The sequence below is a fragment of the Candidatus Methylomirabilota bacterium genome (assembly GCA_003104975.1).
GTDB lineage: Bacteria > Methylomirabilota > Methylomirabilia > Methylomirabilales > Methylomirabilaceae > Methylomirabilis.
This window is the reverse complement of sequence record PQAM01000010.1, coordinates 449,076-472,259: the sequence shown is the minus strand read 5'-3', so window position 1 is coordinate 472,259 and position 23,184 is coordinate 449,076. Positions and strand designations below refer to the sequence as shown.

The following is a 23,184-nucleotide window of genomic DNA, read 5'->3' as shown; positions in this document are numbered from 1 at the left end:
AGGATGGCATGCGCTTCCTCCTGGATACGGCGCAGGTGATCCCGGCCCTTGAAGCTCTCCGCATAGAGCGCGTAGCCCCAGACCGCGCCGGCAATGGTCTTCATGACGACTCTCTTCTGCCTCTCATTACACTGATCGGGGCTTCTTTGTGTACTGGTTGCCGGCTTCGTCCGGACTCCATCGCCAATCGCGAATCTCGGGCATGTCATCGCCGTGCTCGACGATATAGGCCCTATGCTCGATCCGCCTATCGCGCATCGCCTGCTTCACGTGAGCCGCGCGATAGCCCAGCCCCGGCGCCCGGTCGATCACGTCCATCACCAGGTGGTAGCGATCCAGGTCGTTCCTGACGACCATGTCGAACGGCGTTGTCGTCGTGCCCTCTTCTTTGTATCCCCGCACGTGGAGGTTCTTGTGGTTCGTCCGGCGATACGTCAGCCGATGGATCAGCCAGGGGTAGCCGTGGTAGGCGAAGATGATCGGCTTGTCGGTGGTGAAGAGCGTGTCGAACTCGCTGTTCGTGAGCCCGTTGGGGTGTTCCTCGCTGGGCTGGAGCCGCATCAGATCCACAACGTTCACCACACGGATCCGCAACTCGGGCAGGTGCTGACGGAGCAGGCGTACCGCTGCCAGCGTCTCCAGTGTCGGCACGTCGCCGGCGCACGCCATCACCACGTCGGGCGCGACGTCCTTGTCGTTGCTCGCCCACTCCCAGATTCCGATTCCGGCCGTGCAGTGTTTGATCGCGGCGTCCATGTCAAGATACTGTGGCGCCGGCTGCTTGCCGGCCACGACCACGTTGACGAAGTTTCGGCTTCTGAGACAGTGGTCCATCACCGAAAGCAGACTGTTCGCGTCGGGAGGCAGGTAGACCCGAATCACATCGGCCTTCTTGTTCACGACGTGGTCGATGAAGCCCGGGTCCTGGTGGGAGAAGCCATTATGGTCCTGCCGCCAGACGTGGGAGGTCAGAAGGTAGTTGAGCGAGGCGATCGGCGCGCGCCAGGGAATTTCGTTGCACACCTTCAGCCACTTGGCGTGCTGGTTGAACATCGAGCCCACGATGTGGATGAACGCCTCGTAGCAGGAGAAGAGGCCGTGGCGTCCGGTGAGGAGATAGCCTTCAAGCCACCCCTGGCAGGTGTGCTCACTCAGGATCTCCATCACGCGGCCGTCGGGCGCGAGGTGATCGTCCTCGGGCACGCGGTCGCCCATCCAGGCCCGGTCCGTCGCCTCAAAAAGGGCGGAGAGGCGGTTTGACGCGGTCTCGTCGGGACCAAATACCCGAAAGTTCCGACTGTCCCTGTTGAGCTTCATGACGTCGCGCAGGAAGCCTCCGAGCACACGTGTGGCTTCCCCGAACACAGCGCCGGGGCGAGGAACCTCGACGGCATACCCGCGGAAGTCCGGGAGCTTGAGCTCCTTGAGCAGCAGGCCGCCGTTGGCGTAGAGGTTGGATCCCATGCGGCGCCGGCCTGTCGGCGCAAGCTCGACCAGCTTCGGGATCAGTGTTCCGCGCGCATCAAACAACTCCTCGGGCTTGTAACTTTTCATCCAGTTCTCGAGGAGCTTGAGATGCTCCGGCTTCTCCGCAAGCTCGGCCAACGGCACCTGGTGTGACCGCCACGACCCTTCGGTCTTCTTGCCGTCGATCTCCTTTGGACCCGTCCACCCTTTGGGAGTTCTGAGGATGATCATCGGCCAACGGGAGCGACGCGGGATTCCGTTGTCACGGGCCTCGCGCTGAATCGCCCGGATCTCAGCGATCACCGTCTCGAGCGTCGCCGCCATCATCTGATGCATACTCGCAGCGTCATCGCCCTCGACGACGTGAGGCCGGTACCCATAGCCGACGAACAGGCTCTCCAGCTCCGCGGGAGTGATTCGGGCCAGCACAGTCGGGTTGGCGATCTTGTAGCCGTTCAGATGGAGGATAGGCAGAACCGCGCCGTCGTGAACGGGATTGAGGAACTTGTTCGAGTGCCAGGCCGTGGCCATGGGCCCCGTTTCGGCCTCGCCGTCGCCCACCACACAGGCCACGATGAGGTTGGGGTTGTCAAAGGCCGCGCCGTAGGCGTGTGAGAGGGCATAGCCCAACTCGCCGCCTTCGTGGATCGAGCCGGGAGTTTCGGGAGCGGCGTGGCTGGGAATCCCGCCGGGGAACGAGAACTGCCTGAAGAGCTTCTGCAGACCCTGCACGTCCCGGGAGATGTTCGGGTAGATTTCGCTGTACGTCCCTTCCAGGTAGGTATTCGCGACCACGCCAGGGCCGCCATGGCCCGGGCCGGTGATAAAGATCATGTCGAGGTCGTGCGCTGTGATCATCCGGTTGAGGTGCGCGTAGATGAAGTTCAGGCCCGGCGTCGTCCCCCAGTGCCCGAGCAGCCTCGGCTTGACATGCGCCGGCCTGAGCGGCTCCTGAAGCACTGGATTGGCAAGGAGATAGATCTGGCCCACGGACAGGTAATTTGCCGCGCGCCAGTAGGCGTCGATGGCATGAAGCTCGGCGGGGGAAAGCGGACCATCCATTGTTGCCTCCTTCCTTACGAGGTTCACTTCAGCGCACGTCGACCGTTGTCGCGGGGGGGGCACAACATCGCGGCGTGTCGACACCAGTTGCCAGGTAGGATCGAATGCTGCGCCGGTGGCTTGGTTGTTGCGGCGAGGCTACATGTGCATATTCTTCACTCGCCGCCCCCCTCGCACACCTGCACCGTCTCCCGCGCGATGATCTGCTCCTCGTCGGGCGAGATCGCGTAGCCGGCGATAGGCGCGGCATCCGCGCTGATCCGCCCGTCCACACCGGCCGCCCGCCTGTTGAGCGCAGGATCAATCCGAAGGCCGAACCACTGCAGCCCGTCGCAAATGCGGCGACGAATCTCCGGCGAGTTGGCCCCGATCCCGCCCGTGAAGACGACCGCCTGGGCCCCGCCGAGGGCGGCAAGATACGCGCCCACATACTTGCGAGCGCGGTAGCAAAACACCTCGATGGCCAGGCGCGCGCCCGCGTGATCCGCCTCCCGCGCAAGGAGCGTCTGCATGTCAGGGCTCAGTCCGGACAGCCCAAGCAGCCCTGACCTCGTGTTCAGCCAGTCCTCTACCGTATTGATTCCCACACCTTCCATCCTCGATAGGTGACCCACCAGCGCCGGATCGATGTCGCCGGCTCGGGTCCCCATGACCAGGCCTTCGAGCGGCGTGAAGCCCATCGAGGTATCCACTGAGCGTCCGCCCTCGATGGCGGCTGCGGAGCAGCCGTTCCCGAGATGCAACGCGACGATCCTGGCCTGCTCTGGGCGGGTCCCGGTCAGCTCACCAAACCGCCAGAGGGTCCACTGGTACGAGAGGCCGTGGAAGCCGAAGCGACGTACGCCGTGCCGTTGTACAAGGTTCTCCGGGATGGCGTAACGCCACGCCCGATCGGGCAGGAAGGCATGAAAGGCCGTGTCGAACGCCCCGACCATCGGCACGCGCCACCCGAGCAGCGCCCGCGCGGCCCGGACGCCGGCGAGACTCGCTCGATTGTGCAACGGCGCCAGTTCCTCCAGCTCCTCGAGTGTCTTCAGGACCGACGCGTCGATGAGTACCGAGCGCGTGAATCGCGTTCCGCCATGAACGATCCGGTGCCCTACCGCCTCGATCCGCGAAAGGCCAAGGGCGCCCGTCAGCTCCTGAAGGAGGCGTCGGACACCGCCCGCGTTGTCGTCCACGGCGATCGCCTGCCGCAGGGCACCCGCCTCAGTACGCAGCACCATCACAGGCTCCTCCGGAACGCCTCCGACCGAGCCCTCCGCCAACACTCGTACGGCTACGGGCTTATGGTCATTCGTCACGTCGAACACTCGACACTTCACGGAAGAGCTGCCGCAATTCACCGCAAGGACGATCATTCCCGGATTCCTGCGGGGAGCCTCCCCGTGATCCTCGTCGCCAAGCCGTTCACAGGAGTGATTGCACCGGTGCAAGGCCATCCCGCACAAGCCGAGGCAGGAGGAAATGGCTCCTGACGTGCGCACGGCCTTCGTCTCGAGCTTGAAGGCTTGGGCAAGGGTCAAAGGAGCCGGGTGGGTGTCCGCACGCAGACAGGTGGAACGACAAACCGGCTGAGACTTATGTCGTCATGCATAGATCGGCAGTTGCGCCATAACGCGGCAACTGAGCGGCGAGAGGTCTCACTCCCGGCTGAGGACAACGAGGACGGGGCGATCGGCTGACTTTAACACACTCTCTGCCACTGAACCCAGGAGCAGGTGCTTTATCCCGGAATGGCCATGGGATGCCATCACAATGAGGTCCGCCCCCTGGGTTCTGGCGTCCTGGCAGATCGCCTCCTGGATCACTCCCGGGGCCTCGACCACCCGTATCTCCGTTGTCACCCGCCCCTCTGCACGGGCCTCCTCAGGCACAAGCGCTTCCAGCGAGGAAAACAGCGAATCCCGGAGAGCGGCCCGCTGCTCAGCAAGCGGTTTCCCAGGCATGCGCTGGGCGTAAACCGAGGACGGTATCCCAGACAGATCAATCGCGTGCCAAAGGATAACGGTGCCGCCCAGTCCTGCCAGGACGGCATAGGCATGGGGGATGGCGGAGTTGCCGGTTGGGGAAAGATCTGTGGTCACCAGCACTTTCCGATACGTTGGTATCATAGTATGTTACGTCCTCCCGTCAAGCAAGTTATATTACCATTCGCTCACTGACATTGGGGAAATCGGCTCGACAACTCTATAGCATGCCTCTCACGCTTAATACCGAGGCAATTTTCTTAATTTATAACCCTCTTCGGGCAGCCTGTCAATAGTCGATCATTGAGGCGGAACAATTCGTCCTCAAAATCGCGTCCGCGATCTCGCAGAATCTCCGGCTCCTGTAGCGGCATCGGTCTTCCCTCTCTGTTCCTCGTGTCCCCTACTTTACCTCATCGACTACGACCATGTTATGTCCGGTCGTAGTCCAGTGAGTACTCGCAATAAGCACGATCCGGTCTCCGGGGCGAAGCAGGTCTTGATTGCGAGCCCAGTTGAGCACGCGCCTCAGCAGTTCGCCGGTATGACGATTTATGTGCGCTAATTTTTGCAATTCAGTACTGGTCAGCTCAACGGTCAGTCCACCCACTGTCGATGCTGAGCGCCGATCTGCGCGAGCTTCGCTTTCATCTCGTCGAGGCAGCGCACCTCGCATTCGTCCACCGGCCTGCCGATCTCGACGCGGTGGAGAATCTTGATGGTCAGCGCGACATCCGGTCGATTGCCGCGTTCGGGAGCAAAATGAATCGCGTGGTCGAAGATCTGAATGTCGTATCGGGAGGGACGCTCGACCTTGGGCATGATCCACTCGGCGATCTGGCGAAGATGCTCGAAAATCGCCTTGCACTTCTCGCATCCGGCGGAAGGCCGATCCTCGTGGGCATGGGCGCCGTTCAGCACCAGATCGAAGCCGACCTGCAACGGCCGATAGCCGGCCCCTGCAAGCTGCTCAGGCCACACCTCCCAGCAGACGCGATGCTCCCGGACGATCGCTTTCAGCCGCTCGATCGTTTCAGGCGCATCCGGCTCCGGTATACTTGTTTTGATTTGTTCTTCGTTTGCCATAGCTCGAACTCCCCAAGCCAACACGGTATGCCCGACCCGAACGACCACGTTCGGATTATAGAGTACAGGCTGGGAGATGCGATAGCCAATTTCCGCCCACCCCGCGAGAACGCAACCGACAGCAGAGCAATGGAACTTTGGCCGACAAACCGAAGTTAGCATAGAGCAAGACAAGAAATGGCGAGTCGCGTCGATACCGTGACAACTCACCCTGCTCACCGGCGCCGGTCCAGTCCCCCACCACCCTCGCTCTTTAACTCCGACTCGTCCTCTTCCTCGCCACTGCCGCGGTCCGGTCTGTGATCATGACCGCCGCAGCAACCCAGACCGAACCGATGCATCACCAGGAAAATTACACCCAGCACAATCCAGAGACCATAATTCTGAAAGAATCCCCACATCGCACTCCCTCGCATCCCTTATTCATATTCGACCATTATCAGGAGGAAAGGCGGCTCTCGCAACGAGAGCCGCCTTTCCGGAGCCTTTCAGGTCGGCTCAGTGCGCTACTTTGACTTTGTGACGACCACAGCGGTAGGCTCCCACTCATGCTCACCTTCTTGGGGACCACCAACTGTGAAGCTGTGTGTCGACACTTCCACTTTGTCGCCTCGCTTCAGGTTAGCCAATGCCCTTGCAGCCTGCCCCTCGACCCTGAAAGTCAGCAGCATCTTCTCACCCTGAGGCTTCATCACCAGGATCATCGCAGTGGGGTCTACCGAGATCACCTCACCCTTGATCGTCGCTGCCCCGTGGGCCGCAAAAGCCACTCCGCCAAAGGCGAGCGTCGCCAGGATGGCCACAAAGGCTCCTGCCACTTTGTTCCGCATCGACATTCACCTCCTTCCACGCCATCGAATCGATCCATCGTCAAGATACCCATACCTCATAGAATCCGGAAACCCTAGTTCCGGAGGAATTCCCACATTGTGCTTGCATCACCTCCCCTCTGGAGCCTTTCAGGTCGGTTCAGTACGTTACTCTGACGTTGTCCCAACCTGAGGGTAAGGCGCCAACTCATGCACACCTTCTTTGAAACCACCGAGTATGAGACTATGTCCCAGTGGGGTCGTGGCGCCTCGCATCAAGTCACTCACAGCCCCTGCAGTCCGTTCTTCGACGTTGAAGATCGGCATCGTCGACTCACCCGCAGGCTTTATCGTCGGAGTCATTGCGGATGGGCCTACCGAGATCGTCGGCCCGCTGATCGTCACGTCGAACGCAAAAGCGACCCCGGCAAAGGAGACGGCTGCCAGGATGACGGCAAACGCTCCTACCCCTTTTCTCCGCATTGAAACTCACCTCCTTCCGCACTATCGAACGAACCGATGTAGTTCTACGAAAAACACACCTGATCCACTCCAACGACCCTACCGCTAAAGGAATTCCCCTATTGTCCTTCTGTCACTTCCTTTCCTGTGTTGATGTGAGCCCGCAACTCGATCGAGCCTTACTTCACGACGACCTTGCCGCGAAGGTCAAACGGAGCTCCGCCGCGGGCCTCGGGAAGCATTGTGACGTGTGCACTGTACCCATAGGTGCCCGACTTTTCGAATTTCGCCCGCACGTCGCCTTCTTTGCTTGTGCTGAGCCGGACCCCTGTCTGCCAACTGCTGAAATCCAGGCTCACATGAGCGTTCTGATCAGTGGTGGCATCCACCCATATGACCTCTTCACCCCGGTTGACCGTCACAGTCGCAGGCTGAAGATCACTGTCGGTGATCTTGACAGTCGCCGCGAGCGACAGCTCAACCCCGGTTACGAGGATTAGGGCGCTCAGCCCTCCCAAGATCGCTCCTAATTTTTGCATGATCTCTGCACTTCCTTTCCTTCGGCGATTCAACCCTTCAACCACTGGATCTCACGCTTCCTCTTTGGCCTCTTTGTTGTCGTCTACACTCAAAGAGGTCTCAAACCTCCGAACCTTCACCATCTCCTACGACTGAAGAGGGCAAGTTGGATGCCAAACGGCGCGTCAAAAATGGCATCATAACTTGTTGAAAGTACAGCGGTGATTTTGCGTCTCAATTGCTTGGCCTCAGTGTCCGCCATGATCCCTTGACATTCTGTCATTCGTGGCGAGAATGGGCTTTGAAGGAGCGACATTTTGTCAAGTGAAGCGGATCACTTAGGAGTGCTGGCGGGGTGATGAAAAGGGATCTCAGCGGGAGAGGAGTCTCTTTGGCGAGGCCGACAGCTTGATCGGGGTGAGTCCGCAGCAGTCTATCTGAATCGGAACCAGAGCAATGAGAATCTCGAGACCAGGAAAGGCACTGATAAGTTGTCAAAAGCGGCTCAAGTAATGATGCCGGCGGGACATTCGATCAAGCCAGTTCAGTCTCCCCTCGTTTCAGCTTGCGGTAGATGGTGCGGCTGGCAATTCCAAGCAGTTTGGCGGCCAGTTCCTTATCGCCCTTGGTCAGCCGCAGGGTCTCCTCGATCAACCGCAGTTCCACCTCGTCCAGCGGTGTGCCCAGCGGGATCGTCAAGGCCCGCTCCAGGGCCTTCCTCCGCTCAGTCGAAATGGCGGGAGGAAGGTCGTCGACGCTGATATTGGTCTCCCGGGCGAAGATCACGGCATGCTCAATGGCGTGTTCCAGTTCCCGAACGTTTCCCGGCCAGTTGTACTCCAAGAGACTCGCTAGCGCCGCATCCGAGAAGCCTGAAAGTGCCTTTTGGCTTTTTTGGGCATACCGACGCAAGAAATGCTCGGCGAGGAGAGGGATATCCTCTGGTCGTTCGCGTAGGGGTGGCAGAACAATAGTGACAACATCCAGCCGGTAGAGGAGGTCCTCTCGGAACTTCTTCTCCCTTACGCTCTGCCGAAGATCCTGGTTCGTCGCCGTCACTAGCCGGACATCGACCTTGAGGGTCTGCGTGCCTCCCAGCCGTTCGAACTCGCCTTCCTGGAGGACCCTGAGGAGTTTCGCTTGCGTTGTCAAACTCAGGTCCCCGATCTCGTCCAAAAACATCGTGCCTCTATTCGCCAGCTCAAATCGCCCAGCTTTCCTGGTCAGCGCGCCGGTGAATGCACCCTTTTCGTAGCCGAAGAGCTCGGATTCCAGGAGGGTTTCTGGCAGGGCGGCGCAGTTGACCTTGATGTACGGCCTCTCACGCCTTGGACTGAGGCGATGGACCAGATTCGCAATGAGCTCCTTCCCTGTACCGCTCTCCCCTTGGATCGTGACGGTGGCCTCGCTGCCCGCCACCTGTTCCACCAGCCCCAGGACCCGGCCCATGGCAGCACTGATCCCAACAATCCGGTCTTTCTCTTCTACTTCATCCAGTTTGCGCTGCAAGACCTTAGCCTGCGTGCTCAGTCTCTGCTTTTCAAGGGCCTTCTCCACAGTCTTCAACAGATTGAAGCGGCTGAAGGGCTTCGTGACGACGTCATAGGCCCCCTGTTTCATTGCCGTCACCGCGTCGTCGATCGTCCCGTGGCCGGTGATAATGATGACCTCAACGTCGGGGACAAGCAGCCTTGCGGCTTTCAGGAGTTCAAGTCCGGCCAGTCCCGGCATTTTCAGGTCCAAGAGGGTCACATTCACCGGCTTGTTTCGCAGTTGGTCCAAACCCTCTTGCCCGTCCGCAGCAAGGATGACCGCATGCCCTTCCTTGGCCAATGCTTTCCCCAACGCCTCCCGAAGGGCCTGGTCATCATCAACGACGAGGATCACATTTTGCTCGGTCATGCCCTGCCTCGGTCCTCTTCGCCTTCGCCAAGGGGCAGGCTGATGGCGACCACGGTCCCGCTCCCGGGGCGGCTTGAGCAGTGGATCTGCCCGCCGTGGGCCTCGACGATCTCCTTGGCGATCGCCAGACCAAGCCCTGTCCCACCCGCCTTCGTCGTGAAGAAGGGTTCAAAGATCTTCTCCAGGTGGTCGGCAGGGACGCCGGGACCCTCGTCGGCAAAGGCGATCTCGACGCGGCCGCCGGTCTTTTTTGCAGATACAGTCACCAACCCTCCGGACGGCATCGCTTCGAAAGCGTTGCCGAGCACATTGATGAATGCCTGTCTGAGCTGGTTTCTGTCAACCAGCACGAGGGGAATCCCGGGATCGATCCGTACTTCGATCTTGACCTGCCGCTTCCCCATCTCGCCCCGGAGAAGGTCGCAAAGACTCTCCAGGAGCTCTCCAAGCGATTCGGTAGCAAGCTTAGGTTCCGGAAGCCTCGCCAGCCGCAGATAGCTTTCGGTCACCTCCGTCAGGCGCTCGATTTCAACCTTGATCGAACTCACCAAACCCTTCGCTTGATCCGCCGGGGGCGCGGAACCAGCCGCGATCTCATCCTCCAGCAACTCAAGGTTCAGGCTGATGGAGCTGAGAGGGTTTCGGACCTCATGCGCAACCTTGGCGGCCAGTTTCCCCACCATGGCAAGACGCTCCGAGTGGAGCAGCCGTCGCTGGGTATCGCGCAGATGCTGATATGCCCGCTCCAGGCTGGCCTGTCGCTCTGCGAGCTGGACGTTGAGCGTCTCTGCCTTCTGCCGAGCCAGCCGCTCTCGATCCGACAGTAGGCCGAGGGCCGTGCCAAGGAAGATCATGAGGCTCACCCGAGCAGGGAGGTGGCCCGGATGAGGGTAGGACGGCGGACTTAACAGATCGGCCCCAACGTAGAGGGCCCCCGCTGTGATGGAAGCGGACAAGGCCACGCGGGAGCCAAAATAATAGGCGTCCAGAGCAATCAAAAGATAGTACAGGAGATAGAAATGGCTGTCGAGGCCGCCCGTGAACCAGATAAACACGAACACGAAGGTCAGATCGATGTAGGTGGTCCAGATGAAGATCGTGCGGACTCTTTCGGGCCAGAGTCGAACAGATGCAAAGAGGAGCGCTTTGTAGATGAGGAAACCGACAAAGAGGGGCGCAAGATGCCGGCCATGTTCGGGCCTTACCGGGACGAGAAATAGCGCAATCAGGCCCCCGATCAAGCTGAGCGACCTGAGCGTTCCGTAGGCCAGCTCATCCGGTCCAAGGCGGGATCTCGTGATCCGGTCAATGAGAGCCATCGACATCCTGTCTGCTACACGTTATCCTACGCCTGGTCCTCCCCACTGGACAGCAGCAGATTTCTAAATGTAACGTCATTAGCCGTCATTCCCGCGAAAGCGGGAATCCAGAACTCCTCTTATTTCCTGGATTCCGGCTCGCGCCCGCGATGCGGCCCCCGACCTGATCGGGGGCGAAATGACGTCGGAAAATATGCAGCGAATTTTGGATACAGGTTACTAACGTTCCCCTTCGCCGTGAACAGTCGGTGGCGCGCCGGGTTGCGGAAGCTGGCGGCTGCGCCACATCTCGTAGATCACAGGGATGATGACCAGGGTCAGGATGGTCGAGGTGACCATGCCGCCGATCATCGGGGCGGCGATCCGTTTCATGACATCCGCCCCTGCCCCATGACTCCACATGATCGGCAGCAGGCCGGCCATGATGGCCATCACCGTCATCATCTTCGGGCGCACCCGCATGACCGCCCCCTCGATGATCGCCTCGTACAGATCCCGGGCGCCGGTCATCTTCCCTTCTCGCGCCCGCCGCTCATACACCTCGTCCAGATAGACGATCATCACGACGCCGGTCTCGGCCGCCACCCCGCCCAGCGCGATGATCCCCACCCAGACCGCCACGCTTAAATTATAGCCCAGCAGATACAGCAGCCAAATCCCGCCTACCAGCGCAAACGGGACCGACAACAGCACGATCAGACACTTGGCCAGCGAACCGAAATTGAAATAGAGCAGGACAAAAATGATGAGCAACGTCAACGGGATGACGTATTTGAGTCGCTCCTTCGCCCGCTCCATATACTCGAACTGGCCGCTCCAGATGAGGTGGTATCCTGAAGGAAGTTCTACCTTCTCCGCCACGACTCGCTGGGCCTCGGCAACATAGCCGCCGATATCCCGCCCGACGACATCGACATAGACGTAGCCGACCAGTTCGGCGTCCTCGCTCCGGATCAGGGTGGTGCCGCTCGAGAGCTTCAGATCGACAAGTTGCGTGATCGGGATTTGAGGACCCATCGGGGTCGACACCAGGACACGCCTCAGATCATCCAGGCTGTCGCGGAGCCCCCTGAAATACCGGACATTCACCGGGAACCGCTCACGCCCCTCGATTGTGGTCGTGACGGTGCTGCCGCCGATGGCGGTCTCGATGACGTCTTCTACATCCGTCACGGTGAGGCCGTATCGGGCGATCTCGTCCCGCTTGATCTTGAAGTCGAGATAGTAACCGCCCGCCGTACGCTCGGCAAAGACGCTTCGCGTCCCCCGGACAGGCTTGAGCGCCGTCTCGATCTCCTGTCCTATTCGCTGGATCATCTCCAGCTTTGTACCAAGTACCTTGATCCCGACGGGGGTCCGGATCCCCGTGCTGAGCATGTCGGTCCTCGCCTTGATCGGCATCGTCCAGGCGTTGGTCACGCCGGGGATCTGAAGGGCGTTGTCCAACTCGTCGATCAGCCTCTCCACGGTCAGCCCCTTCCGCCACTCCTCCTCCGGCTTCAGGTTGATGACGGTCTCGATCATTTCTAAGGGCGCCGGGTCCGTGGCGCTGGTCGCGCGACCCCCCTTGGCGAACACTGACTCGACCTCCGGGAAGTGCTTGATGATCCGATCCTGGATCTGGAGGAGTTGGGAAACCTGAGTGATCGACGCACCAGGGAGGGTAACCGGCATGTACAGGAGCGTCCCCTCGTAGAGCGGCGGCATGAACTCGCTGCCCAGCCTCATGAAGACAGGGATGGTGAGGAGCAGCGAGAGCACCGCAACGGCGATCGTGGTCTTCCGCCATTTGAGAACAGCATGGACGATCGGGTTATAGACCCAGATCAGGAACCGGCTGATCGGATTCTTGTGTTCCGGATGGATCTTGCCGCGGATCAGCAGGATCATCAGGAGCGGTACGAGTGTCACCGAGAGGAGGGAGGAGAAGAACATGGCGAAGGTCTTGGTGAAGGCCAACGGCCTGAAGAGCCGCCCCTCCTGGGCCTGCAGAGTGAACACCGGGATGAAGGAGACGGTAATGATCAGGAGCGAATAGAACAGCGGCTTACCCACCTCCTTGGCCGCCTCAATGATGATCCGGTTTCGGTCATCTCCTGGAGCGGCATGCTCCAGGCGCTTGTGGGCATTCTCGATCATCACGATGGCCGCATCGATCATAGCTCCGATGGCGATGGCGATCCCGCCTAACGACATGATATTCGAACCGAGTCCGATGTAGTTCATGGCGACGAACGACATGAGGATGGCGATCGGCAGGGTGAGAATCGCCACCAGGGCGCTGCGGAAGTGAAAGAGGAAGAGAATGCTGACGACGCTGACAATCAGACTCTCTTCCAACAGCTTTTCCTTAAGGGTGGCGATGGAGCGGTGAATCAAGTCGGATCGGTCGTAGGTAGTGACGATCCTGACGCCCTCCGGCAGCGAGGGCGTGATCTGCCGAATCTTGTCCTTGATCCGCTGAATCACGTCCAGCGCGTTCTCGCCGTACCGGATCACGACGATCCCGCCGGCCACGTCACCCTGGCCGTTCAGATCGGCGACGCCGCGGCGGATGTCGGGCCCAAGACCGACCCGCCCGATGTCCCGGACCAGGATCGGGATGCCCCGTTCGTCGGTCCCGACAACAATCGCCTCGACGTCTTTGATCGACTTGATATAGCCGAGACCCCGGACCATATACTCTCGTCCGGTAAACTCCACCACCCGGCCGCCGGTATCGTTGTTCCCCTTCCGGATCGCCTCGATCACCCGCTCCAGATGGAGCTTGAACCCGAGCAGGGTGGCGGGATCGATCGTGACCTGGTACTGCTTGACGAAGCCGCCAACCCGCGCTACTTCGGCCACGCCGGGGACCGACAGGAGCCAGTGGTGCACGTACCAGTCGTTCAGCGTCCGAAGTTGGGCCAAATCGTGCCGGCCTGTCTCGTCTACCAGGGCATATTCAAACCCCCAGCCCACGCCGGTCGCATCCGGTCCCAGAATCGGGGTCGCACCATCGGGCAATCGGTCCTGCACCCCCTGCATATACTCGAGCACCCGAGTCCGGGCCCAGTACAGATCCGTGCCATCCTGGAAGATGACATAGACAAACGAGATGCCAAAGAAGGAAAACCCGCGGACCACCTTCACCTTGGGGGCTGACAGGAGCGCCACCACAATCGGATAGGTGATCTGGTCTTCTACGAGGGTCGGGCTTCGCTCTGCCCACTCCGTTTGGACGATGACCTGGACGTCGGACAGGTCGGGGATGGCATCCAGGGGCGTATTCCCAATGGCCCAGAGGCCCCAGGCGATGGCAAAAAGGGTAAAGAGGCCGATGATGAATCGGTTAGTGGCGCTCCACTCGATCAACCGCGAGATCATCGAATAACCCCCGTACTGGGCGCAGCAAGCAGCGCCCCTACAATGCATTGCGCCTGAAACGCCTGGGGTGGGCGACAGGTGACGACGCGTCGTCGATGGCAGGCGAAGCACGGACAGCGCAGCCTGTCGGCGCCGATTCGAGCCGCACAAGGACGTGCGGCAAGATTAAGCGAAGTCACCTGTCGCCCGCCTTACGCATCGTATGCCTCGCATTGGGCGCGGTAAACCGCGCCCCTACAACTACCGCACCTGACACGCCTGGGCTGGGCACGACATCAACAGCCGCCTGTGTAGGGGCGCAATTCATTGCGCCCGCTTTCCCATCTCCATGCCGGGCATGCCACCCATCCCGCCGACTGCCGTCTTAAGCTGGCTCTCGGAGTCGATCAGGAAATTCGCTGAGGTCACCACCCGCTCGCCGGCCGATAGGCCGGCCAGAATCTCTGCGTAACCCTCCACCCTGGCGCCCACCTTTACATCCCGCGGCTCGAAGGTCCCCTGCCCCTTATCGATAAAGACGAGCTGTCTCGTCCCGCTGTCGAGCAGTGCCTCATCGGGAACGACGAGGCGCTTACCCAAAGGAATCTTCAGCTCGACGTTGGCGTACATCTGAGGCTTCAGCTTCCAATCCTTCGTATTGGGAAACTCGAACCGGACCTTGACGGTCCGCGTTTTCTCTGTCAGAACCGGGTAGATGTAGCTCACCTTGCCATGAAAGACCTCGGCGGGGTACGAGGCCAGTGTCACGCTGGCCGCCTGGCCACGCTTGACCAGAGGAACTTCGTATTCGTAGATCTCCCCGTGGACCCAGACGGTGGACAGATCGGCAACCTTATAGAGAGTTTCGCCGGGCATCACCTTTTTGCCGCGTAACGCCATCTTTTCGATGACGACCCCATCGATCGGCGAGTAAATCGTCAAGCTCTTGCGGGGCGTCCCGCTTCGTTCAAGAGCGGCAATCTCCTCGTCGCTGATATCCCAGAACTGCAGACGCCGCCTCGCCGCCTTGACCAATGTCTCCCCTCCGGACGCGATGTCTGTGAAGCGGCTCTTGGCCAGCGTCTCCCTCGCCCGCAGCGCCTGCAAGTACTCCTCCTGGGTCGAAACCAGATCCGGACTGTAAATGGTGAGGAGCGGCTGGCCCTTCCTGACAGGTTCCCCGGTGAAGTTGACCAGCAGATTCTCGATCCACCCCTCGATCTTGACATTGACGTCGGCCAGGCGTCGCTCATCGAACTCGACGACGCCGACCGTCCGGATCGTCCGCTCAATCGACCGGTGCTCGACTACACCCGTCTTCAGCCCGATCAACTGCTGGCGCTCCGGACTGACCATCACGGCCCCCGGCGCCATTCCCATCTCGCCGGCAGCCTTCTGCGGTTCCTGCGAGGCCAGCATCGACATACCCTCGTGTCCGGCGCGCTCGCCTTTTTCTTGGGACTGGGCGAGCGGCTCCCGAGGGGGCGGCGTCCTGTCGCTAAGCCGCTCCTGGAGACGCATCCCGCCATCGTACCAGACGACGAAGATGGCGCCGGCCGCGGCGATCAGGACAGTCGAAGCGATAACCCACTGTGTCCTCTGTTGCATCATTCCTCCCTCAATTTCTCTCCTCGTATCCTACACTGGGCGCGATAAATCGGCCCCCACAACTCCCGCACCTGACACGCCTGGGCTGGGCACGACATCAACAGCCGCCGGCGTAGGGGCGGCAATTCATTGCGCCCACATCGAGCCTCGTACTGTGTCTCCTCGTATCCTGCACTGGGCGCGATCAATCGCGCCCCCACAACTCCCGCACCTGACACGCCTGGGCTGGGCACGACATCAACAGCCGCCGGCGTAGGGGCGGCAATTCATTGCGCCCACATCGAGCCTCGTACTGTGTCTCCTCGTATCCTGCACTGGGCGCGATCAATCGCGCCCCTACGACATACTCCACTTTACTGAACGGGGGCGCCGACGACCCACTCTAACCGCGCCAGACTTGTCTGGTACTCTGCCAGCGTCCGATAGTACTCCTTCTCAAAATTAAACAGCGTCACCTGGTTATCCAGCATCGTAAGAAAATCGACCTTGCCCACCTGGTAGCCGGCAACCGCCGAATCCAGGGAGAGACGTGCCTGAGGGATCAGGCCGGTCTCCAGCAGGTCAATGAGCTTGCTCCCTTTTTCGATATCGGCCGCCAGTTCTTTAACCAGCGAGAACACCTCGTTCCTGGCAGCCTGATACTGCTCCTTGGCCGAGTTGATTAACGCTGAGGTCTCTGCGACCTGCCGGTCCTGCTTGGTCCTGAAGTAGATCGGGATGTTGATCGAAAATCCCGCTGAGAAGAAATCGGATCGCTTGGCTATAGCGGAGTCTTCGCGAAAGGCGTAGCCCAGGCTCATCGTGAGATCCGGGAAGTATCGCTTCCTGGCCAGCGCGTTGGCCGCCTTGCTCCGCTCGATCTCCTCAGCAAGTCCTTTGAGCAGAGGCCGGTTCTCCAGGGCCCTGGCCTGGAGCTCCTTTAGGTCGATCGACGCCTCGGCCTTCGACACCTCCTCCGTCCGACCGAGGGGCGTCTGCGGGGGGCGGTTCAAGATCGCATTCAACCGAGCGCCCGCAGCCTGGCGACTCTGTTCCAGCCGGATCTGCTCATCCAGCAATTTCGACAGCTCCACCTGGGCCTTCAGGACGTCCTGTTGAATGCCCTTGCCGACGCTGTATTTGGTCTCAGCAATTTTGACGAATTCTCGCAGCAGCTCACGATTTTTCCCCACGATCTCCAGCGAGCGGTCGATAGCGTACAGGTCATAGAAAATCTCCTTGATCCGCCGCACAATCTCGTTTCGCTTATCGCGATACCCTTGGCCGATCGCATTGGCCTCCCGTTGGGCGATCTCGCTTCGCAGACCCAGCTTCCCGAAGTAGGGGAACGTCTGAGAGATGCCGAGCTTCTTCATCGTCATATCTTCCTGGGTAAAGGCGAACGAATTGGTGGGTAGGTTTTCAAGCTCAAAGCTCAGCATCGGATCATCAAGCGACCCTTCATGAGGAGGCCGTTCCTTAGCCGCATCCCATTTTTTTCCCTCGGTCCTGATCTCCGGATTCGCGGCCAGGGCCTCCTGGATGAGCGGATCAAGTCGAAGCAACTCTTCCGCCGTAGCCGCCGCTGCTCCCACCCCAACGTCCGCAATACCGGCAACAAGGATGAGCACACCGATTTTCAAGGTCATCGTCATTTCGACCTCCCCATTTTCACGCGCCATGCCACCGGCCACCCGACATCCGAATGCATCCGGACTTGCTTAGAAAATAGCCCGCATTTTCATGGTGCGCGGGTGGCCGATAGGCCATGATGATTCTATACATGACGACATAAGTCTCAGACAGTTCGTCATTCCGGGCTTGACCCGGAATCCAGTGCCTTTCTGGATTCCCGCTTTCGCGGGAATGACGGCTATTGTTACGTCTAATGACGTTACACATAGTCACGCTTCGAGCATCCGGCTGCAGCCGGGAAGCATCTACAGCGGTCCCTCAAGAGCACGCCAAGTCAGGCGTCGCCCTGATAGATAGAACTAAAGTGTACGGGCCTTCAGTTAGAGTATTGCGAAGCGCGGACGAGGAGGTTTCAGGAGAGAAAAAGCAGGAGCTTGTGGAACGATAATCAACGTTAGGGCGGCGAAGAGAACCAGGTTCCACGCGATCACGAGTTGAAAGACCTGGGGAAGATCAACGATGCATAGAACAGAGGGGGCGCCCATTGATGCGTGGTGTTGCCCGGCTACCCCGCACGGCATCATACACAATGCCACGGCGAGGCAAGCGATCAGAACAAACTTCATGGCGGTCTTTTGATGACCCATCACTCTCACGGGCTCGCTTCCCTTCACTTCGCTATAATATAGAGCCTCACCGCCTGAAAGAGCAAGGGTTATGCCAACACACAATAAACACCATATACCGATATCCTCTCGTTGTCAATGAAATCTATCGACGATGCGTTGTATGCATCAGCGGTATCATTCCACGTTCCCTGGTGATATACTATCCCATTATTGCTTAATTGCATTAATACCCCTAACGTCATGCCCGCAGTCCTTAAGCGGGAATCCATTGATGTTACTGGATACCCGCTCCCCGCTTAAAGCATGCCGGGACAAGCTTCGCGGGTATGACGGCTTATGTGCGTGAATTTTCGCAATTGAGTGCCATGGATGCAAATACTGTCACGACGGTACTCGGCAAGCTGAATTTTGAAATCTTCGTCCTGACGGCGGCTCATCAGAACCGACGCAGCGGCCAGATTGTATGCTGGGTCGTACCGGCGACCATCATCCCGCAGCTCCCCCGCATTCTGGTTGGGATCGGCCGGATGAGCTTTACCCGCGAACTGATCGAGATGAGCCAAGGCTTTGCGCTGAACCTGCTCGGAAAGGATCAATGGCCGTGGGTCGCGCACTTCGGCTTTCGGTCCGGTCGGGAAATCGACAAGTTCGCCGCACTCCCCCATGAACGCGGGGTCACGGGCAGTCCGATCTTGTCGGGAACGGTCGGCTACCTGGAGTGCCGGGTCAGGAGCGTATTTGACGCTGGGGCTGGCGCGCACCTCTTTTACCTGGCAGATGTCATTGAAGGAAGGATCGTCTCTGACCAAAGCCCGCTCTGCCTTCACGATCTACCTGAACTGTTGCCCCCTCAGGATCTTGCCACCATGCAGCGGCTCTTGGAGTACGATGCCCAGTGCAATCTCGCGCTCTTTTCAAAACACAGCCGCCGGCAACCCGCCTAGCCGGCGGCCTGTTGCCGGCGGCTGCCTCTTCGATATCCTTGGAGCCCGATCTGATCTCCTAGTGTGAATGGGAGCAGGTACCCTCCCACCCTGAGTGCTGGCCCTTCGGCTCATGACGCCATTCGACAAGTTCATGGAAGATTCCGTCAAAGTACGTCTTGAAGTCCGGGGCCACGTCCGCAACGGACAGGATACCGAGCAGTTTCTGCCCATCCTCGACGACGGGGAAGCGCCTGACCTTGCGCTGACCGAAGAGCCGCGCGGCCTCAGCCATTTCGAAGTCGGGGGCGATCGTGTAGGGATTCCTGGCCATAATCTCCTCGATTCGCGTGGTCTGAGGGTTCCACCCTTCAGCGATACACTTGATGGCCATCTCTCGGTCGGTAATGAGGCCAACAAGCTTCCCCTCATTGGCGATGAGAATGCACCCCACCTTATAGTCGCGCATCTTGCGGGCAACCTCGGCGGCGGTCTCCCACGGCGAGGCCGTCACCAGATCGGTGACCATACCATCTCGCACTTTCATCTTCTATCCCTCCTTGATAAACGCTCAATAACACAAAAGGGGTAGCCTCTCACCTCCGACTACCCCGCCTCAAAAACAGTACAGCCCTTCAGAGATAAAACACCCCCTGGAGGGCTGTGCGCTCCACTTTCCCTCTTGCGGATTTAGACGTTCAGACGTTCTGATTCGACACTTTTCCCCCATGGGTTGCCTCTCCCGATGGGGTACGGAACCTACCTGCTACCTCATATGTTTAATGTAATGCCCTGCCAGGTTTCCGTCAAGGAAGCGAGTCGTCTAGCCGACACGTTCCGCAACATGCTACAGTACGAATGAACGCGCATCTCACCACTGTGAGAGATCAATAAAGGGCGGGTGACCAATACCGCATGCGCCTTCGGTGCATCCATGGGCACGAAAGTGTGTTGCGAGACCATGTCACTCACCGGCTCGTCATTGCGAGCGACCAGCGGGAGCGCGGCAATCTCACCGCAGTTGCCCCGAACGACTGTGAGATTGCTTCGGCTTCGCCTCGCAATGACCGATACGGGGGACTGTCGGAACAATGAACAATGATGTCGCTGAGCTTCGGAACCACGTTAGACCGCTCATGGAACAGCATGGCGTATCGTTCGAGACCGGGTTTCTCGCGGAACAACCGTTGCGATGGCTGCCGAAGGGTGCCGGTCAAGCTTCGCAGTCGAAAGAGTTCGAGCGCCTTGACGCGATGGCCTACGCGCTCGAACAGACGATTGGCGAACGGCGAGTCGCCGACGCGGTCGCGCGCCTGGATGTCCCCCGCTGGTCGTTCGAGGATCTGCCATGGCCGGTGGTTCACCGCCTGATGTTGATCTACGCCATGGTCACGCACGCCTACTTTCGGGAGGTCTGCCCCTACCGCACTGTCTCCGAGCTGATGCAGGATCAGAGCCCGAAGATCCTACCCGCGCAACTGGCGGTACCGCTCTGGCGTGCTGCGAGGCGGATCGGCATAGAACCCACCATGTCCTATAGCCTGTACGCCCTCTGGAACTACTACCGCAACAATCCCGGACAATCGGTAAGCGTGGAGAATATCGAGCTGATCCATTCCTTTACCGGCACGCTGGATGAGCGGTGGTTTGTGCGGATCCACCAGGCGGTTGAAGTGGCCTATGCGCCGGCGATATCGGAACTGCTTACGGCCTGCCTCCTTTCCAGCGTCTACAACCACGACAGTTCGATCCCCTCCGTACGACAACGTGAGGACAACGTGATCGTTCAAGAGATGATTCGATGTCTGGAGAACGCTACAAGGGCTGCGCGAGATGCCGTTGCGATCCTCAAGCGGATGCGGGAGCACTGCGACTATGGGACATACTTCAATCGGGTGCGCCTCTTCTTCACCTTCCCCAACAGCGTCGTGTTCGACGGCGTAGAGGAACTGGGGGGCGAGCCTCAACAGAAGTTGGGTGAAACGGGAGGACAAACCCCGTTCATGCATTTCCAGCTTGCGGCGGCCGGCATTGACCACGATGACGACCCGTATTTTCCGCGCATGCGAGGCTACATGGCGAAGCCGTTTCGGGATCTCATCGAACGCGTCAAGCGGACGTCGAAGATTCGTTCGTTCGTTTTGGAGCGCACGCACAACCGCCCACTCGTGCAGGCGTATAATGCCCTCATCCAGGCGATCCCACTTGATTGGCGCGTCGTACACCTGCGTCTCGTCGAGGACTTCATCGGCCGGTTCGGCGAGGGGCACGGCACTGGAAAACCGCCGCTTCAGTGGCTGAGCGCGCTGCACAACAAGGCCACATCGTACCTTGTTGAATTGTAGTACCCGACGCCGCGGCGGATCGATTCGCTCCGATCCCGACCCGGCAAACGCACGCTGGTCCGTATCGGCCGTTATCAACCGCCGCTCAGGTGCGCCCCGCGACGAGGCGGCCGTTTCGCATGACGGGGACGATATCGGTCAGATCGACCTGTGCACAGATCTCCAGGTCTGCGCCGAAGCCTTGTCGGATTATCTCCCGACCCCATGCGCAACTTCGGAGCATCCCAAGCAGATCGCCGCGATCGGTCGTAAACAGTCGGTGAGCGGCTCCAGCGGCATCGCTGCACTCCGCCGATCCACGAGAGATGCTGAGTACCCGATCGATCAACATCCCGCTGCCTACCGCGTCCTCCACACAAAAACGGCCGCGTCGACCCGCGCACACAATAAGGACGTCACGCCCGGTACCGATCAGCCAGCGTGCGGCCGCGGACACATTCAGGAATGAGCAGGCGATGATCGCCTGGGCGCCTGAGACCGCCTGAAATGTCCGAGTCCCGTTTGTTGTCGTAAGCACAACCGTCTTGCCTGTGATACGCTCGCGTCCGTATTCAGCCGGAGAATTTCCCAACTCAAAGCCTGCCACCTTTTCAGCTCCCCGTTCGCCCGCAAGCAGAGCGCTTCTGCCCAATTCGCGCGCGAGGGTTCGCGCCTCGCTGATGGTCCGGACGGGAATGACACCGGCGCAACCATGGTGTAGCGCCACCGTGATGGTCGTCGTGGCCCGTATCACGTCGATGACGGCTACAGCTCGATCGGGGGCGGATCGACAAACCGGATCCAGCCGACTGAATGCCACCTCTATGACCACGATGACCTCGCCCGCTCAGCAACCCCATGAGTGTTCCGGGCCGATTACATTGACACGACTCTGTGGACCTGCTATGTACAGATCATCAGATCCCGTCAACGGAAGGTCTCCACACCATGCGAGCGACATTTTCGCCGGACCAAAAGCGCGCTATTGCCACGCTGAGCGTGACCATCGCGATTCGGATGCTCGGCATCTTCCTCGTACTGCCCGTCTTTACACTCTACGGAGAGCAATTGACCGACTCAAAACCGCTGATCGGCCTGGCCTTCGGCAGCTACGGGCTGACCAACGCGCTGCTGCAGATCCCGTTCGGATGGCTGTCGGACCGATTCGGACGGAAACCCCTTTTGCTGATCGGCCTTGCGCTTCACAGTGTCGGCTCCATCCTGGCCGCCGTTCCCCCCAATATCTTCGCCCTCATCGCCGCTCGGCTGATCCAAGGCACCGGCGCCGTCAGTTCCGTCGCATTCGCGCTGGTCGCCGATTCGGTCGGCGAGAAGAATCGCGCAACCGCCATGGCCTTTCTTGGGGTATCCATCGGTTTGTCCTTTGTGGGCGGCATTTTGATCGGACCGATCATCGCCGGCCTCAGCGGCTATGCGTCGCTCTTCTGGCTCTCCGGCCTGTTGAGTCTGATCGCCGCCGGCTGCCTGGCGCTTGTCGTGAAGGAGCCGCCGCGCGAGCGACCGCCGACCGAGATCACCCGCAACCGGCCGTCGATCGTGTCGGTCCTCAAGATCCCCGATATTGTCAGACTGGATCTCTGCGGATTCCTGATGTCGTTTTTCATGAGCAGCTTCTTCTTCTACTTTCCCCTATTGGCTCGCCCCCATCTGCCCCCACACAGCTATCACCTTCTGCTCGGCCCGATGCTCCTCGTCGGCATTACGGTGATGTTTGGCGCCTCTCGAGCAGCCGACAGGGGCTGGGCGAAATCGACAGCCGTCACGGCCTTCATCGTCCTTGCCATCAGCGCGTGGCTGCTGTTTCCCGGCAAGGATCTCTGGCCGGCTCATCCACTTCTGCTCCTTAGCATTGCCGGCATCTGCTTCTTTGCCGGATTCTCCACACTTGAACCGATCCTGCCCAGCCTGATTACCAAGGTGTCGCCGAAGACGGTGTATGGAACCGCACTGGGAACGTACAACTCCATGCAATTCCTGGGCAGCTTCGCGGGTGGAGCGACGGCCGGCGTTCTCAGCACGCTGGAGACGGGGTATACGTTGGTCGCGCTGCTGGCGGTCGCAGTCTCAGGAATGGCTTTGACGGCTACCATAAAGACGGCGCACCCTGCGTGACAGACGCCTGCA

Annotated in this window: 19 protein-coding genes; 3 read left to right on the top strand and 16 right to left on the bottom strand. The window is 59.8% G+C overall.

Translation table 11 applies throughout. The features are described from left to right. Positions 1 to 126: 126 nt before the first annotated feature. From C3F12_09115 to C3F12_09050, 14 genes are all read right to left on the bottom strand, one after another. Complete coding sequence (locus tag C3F12_09115; protein ID PWB46197.1) at positions 127 to 2,529, bottom strand: phosphoketolase; 2,403 nt, start codon at positions 2,527 to 2,529, stop codon at positions 127 to 129. Positions 2,530 to 2,684: 155 nt separating this feature from the next. After that, complete coding sequence (locus C3F12_09110) at positions 2,685 to 3,890, bottom strand: acetate kinase (GenBank protein ID PWB46196.1); 1,206 nt, start codon at positions 3,888 to 3,890, stop codon at positions 2,685 to 2,687. 282 nt (positions 3,891 to 4,172) lie between these two features. Then, positions 4,173 to 4,643, bottom strand: a complete 471-nt coding sequence (locus C3F12_09105; GenBank protein ID PWB46195.1) for a universal stress protein — start codon at positions 4,641 to 4,643, stop codon at positions 4,173 to 4,175. A gap of 453 nt (positions 4,644 to 5,096) precedes the next feature. Continuing rightward, positions 5,097 to 5,585: a hypothetical protein gene (locus C3F12_09100; GenBank protein PWB46194.1), complete on the bottom strand. Its 489-nt coding sequence runs from the start codon at positions 5,583 to 5,585 to the stop codon at positions 5,097 to 5,099. Between the two features lie 215 nt (positions 5,586 to 5,800). Continuing rightward, positions 5,801 to 5,986 carry a hypothetical protein gene (locus tag C3F12_09095; protein ID PWB46193.1) on the bottom strand — a complete coding sequence of 62 codons (186 nt, stop codon included), beginning with the start codon at positions 5,984 to 5,986 and terminating at the stop codon, positions 5,801 to 5,803. A gap of 105 nt (positions 5,987 to 6,091) precedes the next feature. Continuing rightward, a complete protein-coding gene (locus C3F12_09090) occupies positions 6,092 to 6,421 on the bottom strand; it encodes a hypothetical protein (GenBank protein ID PWB46192.1) in 330 nt (109 codons plus the stop codon). Between the two features lie 141 nt (positions 6,422 to 6,562). After that, positions 6,563 to 6,877, bottom strand: a complete 315-nt coding sequence (locus C3F12_09085) for a hypothetical protein (protein ID PWB46191.1) — start codon at positions 6,875 to 6,877, stop codon at positions 6,563 to 6,565. Positions 6,878 to 7,035: 158 nt separating this feature from the next. Further along, positions 7,036 to 7,395, bottom strand: a complete 360-nt coding sequence (locus tag C3F12_09080) for a hypothetical protein (protein PWB46190.1) — start codon at positions 7,393 to 7,395, stop codon at positions 7,036 to 7,038. Positions 7,396 to 7,909: 514 nt separating this feature from the next. Then, positions 7,910 to 9,277, bottom strand: coding sequence for a DNA-binding response regulator (locus C3F12_09075; protein ID PWB46189.1), 1,368 nt, complete (start codon positions 9,275 to 9,277; stop codon positions 7,910 to 7,912). Then, positions 9,274 to 10,602 carry a hypothetical protein gene (locus C3F12_09070; GenBank protein ID PWB46188.1) on the bottom strand — a complete coding sequence of 443 codons (1,329 nt, stop codon included), beginning with the start codon at positions 10,600 to 10,602 and terminating at the stop codon, positions 9,274 to 9,276. The genes C3F12_09075 and C3F12_09070 overlap by 4 nt, the downstream gene beginning before the upstream one ends. Before the next feature lie 213 nt (positions 10,603 to 10,815). Beyond that, on the bottom strand, positions 10,816 to 13,962 hold the full coding sequence (locus C3F12_09065; protein PWB46187.1) for a CusA/CzcA family heavy metal efflux RND transporter: 3,147 nt from the start codon (positions 13,960 to 13,962) through the stop codon (positions 10,816 to 10,818). A gap of 303 nt (positions 13,963 to 14,265) precedes the next feature. After that, the gene (locus tag C3F12_09060) at positions 14,266 to 15,549 is read right to left on the bottom strand and encodes an efflux RND transporter periplasmic adaptor subunit (GenBank protein PWB46416.1); all 1,284 of its coding nucleotides are present in this window, start codon (positions 15,547 to 15,549) and stop codon (positions 14,266 to 14,268) included. A gap of 353 nt (positions 15,550 to 15,902) precedes the next feature. Continuing rightward, the gene (locus tag C3F12_09055) at positions 15,903 to 17,210 is read right to left on the bottom strand and encodes a TolC family protein (protein PWB46186.1); all 1,308 of its coding nucleotides are present in this window, start codon (positions 17,208 to 17,210) and stop codon (positions 15,903 to 15,905) included. Positions 17,211 to 17,543: 333 nt separating this feature from the next. Further along, positions 17,544 to 17,810: a hypothetical protein gene (locus C3F12_09050; GenBank protein ID PWB46185.1), complete on the bottom strand. Its 267-nt coding sequence runs from the start codon at positions 17,808 to 17,810 to the stop codon at positions 17,544 to 17,546. 308 nt (positions 17,811 to 18,118) lie between these two features. Between C3F12_09050 and C3F12_09045 the strand changes: the two genes are divergently transcribed. Beyond that, a complete protein-coding gene (locus tag C3F12_09045) occupies positions 18,119 to 18,736 on the top strand; it encodes a hypothetical protein (protein PWB46184.1) in 618 nt (205 codons plus the stop codon). Positions 18,737 to 18,794: 58 nt separating this feature from the next. Here C3F12_09045 and C3F12_09040 read toward each other — a convergent pair whose 3' ends face one another. Further along, positions 18,795 to 19,262: a CBS domain-containing protein gene (locus C3F12_09040; protein PWB46183.1), complete on the bottom strand. Its 468-nt coding sequence runs from the start codon at positions 19,260 to 19,262 to the stop codon at positions 18,795 to 18,797. A 544-nt stretch (positions 19,263 to 19,806) separates the two neighbouring features. Here C3F12_09040 and C3F12_09035 point away from each other — a divergent pair. Then, positions 19,807 to 21,060, top strand: coding sequence for a hypothetical protein (locus C3F12_09035; protein ID PWB46182.1), 1,254 nt, complete (start codon positions 19,807 to 19,809; stop codon positions 21,058 to 21,060). Between the two features lie 85 nt (positions 21,061 to 21,145). On the opposite strand, the gene C3F12_09030 is transcribed toward C3F12_09035, so the two are convergent. After that, on the bottom strand, positions 21,146 to 21,874 hold the full coding sequence (locus C3F12_09030) for a 2-phosphosulfolactate phosphatase (protein PWB46181.1): 729 nt from the start codon (positions 21,872 to 21,874) through the stop codon (positions 21,146 to 21,148). A gap of 113 nt (positions 21,875 to 21,987) precedes the next feature. Between C3F12_09030 and C3F12_09025 the strand changes: the two genes are divergently transcribed. Next, positions 21,988 to 23,172 (top strand): MFS transporter, encoded by a 1,185-nt coding sequence (locus tag C3F12_09025; GenBank protein PWB46180.1) that lies wholly within the window; start codon positions 21,988 to 21,990, stop codon positions 23,170 to 23,172. Positions 23,173 to 23,184 lie beyond the last annotated feature (12 nt).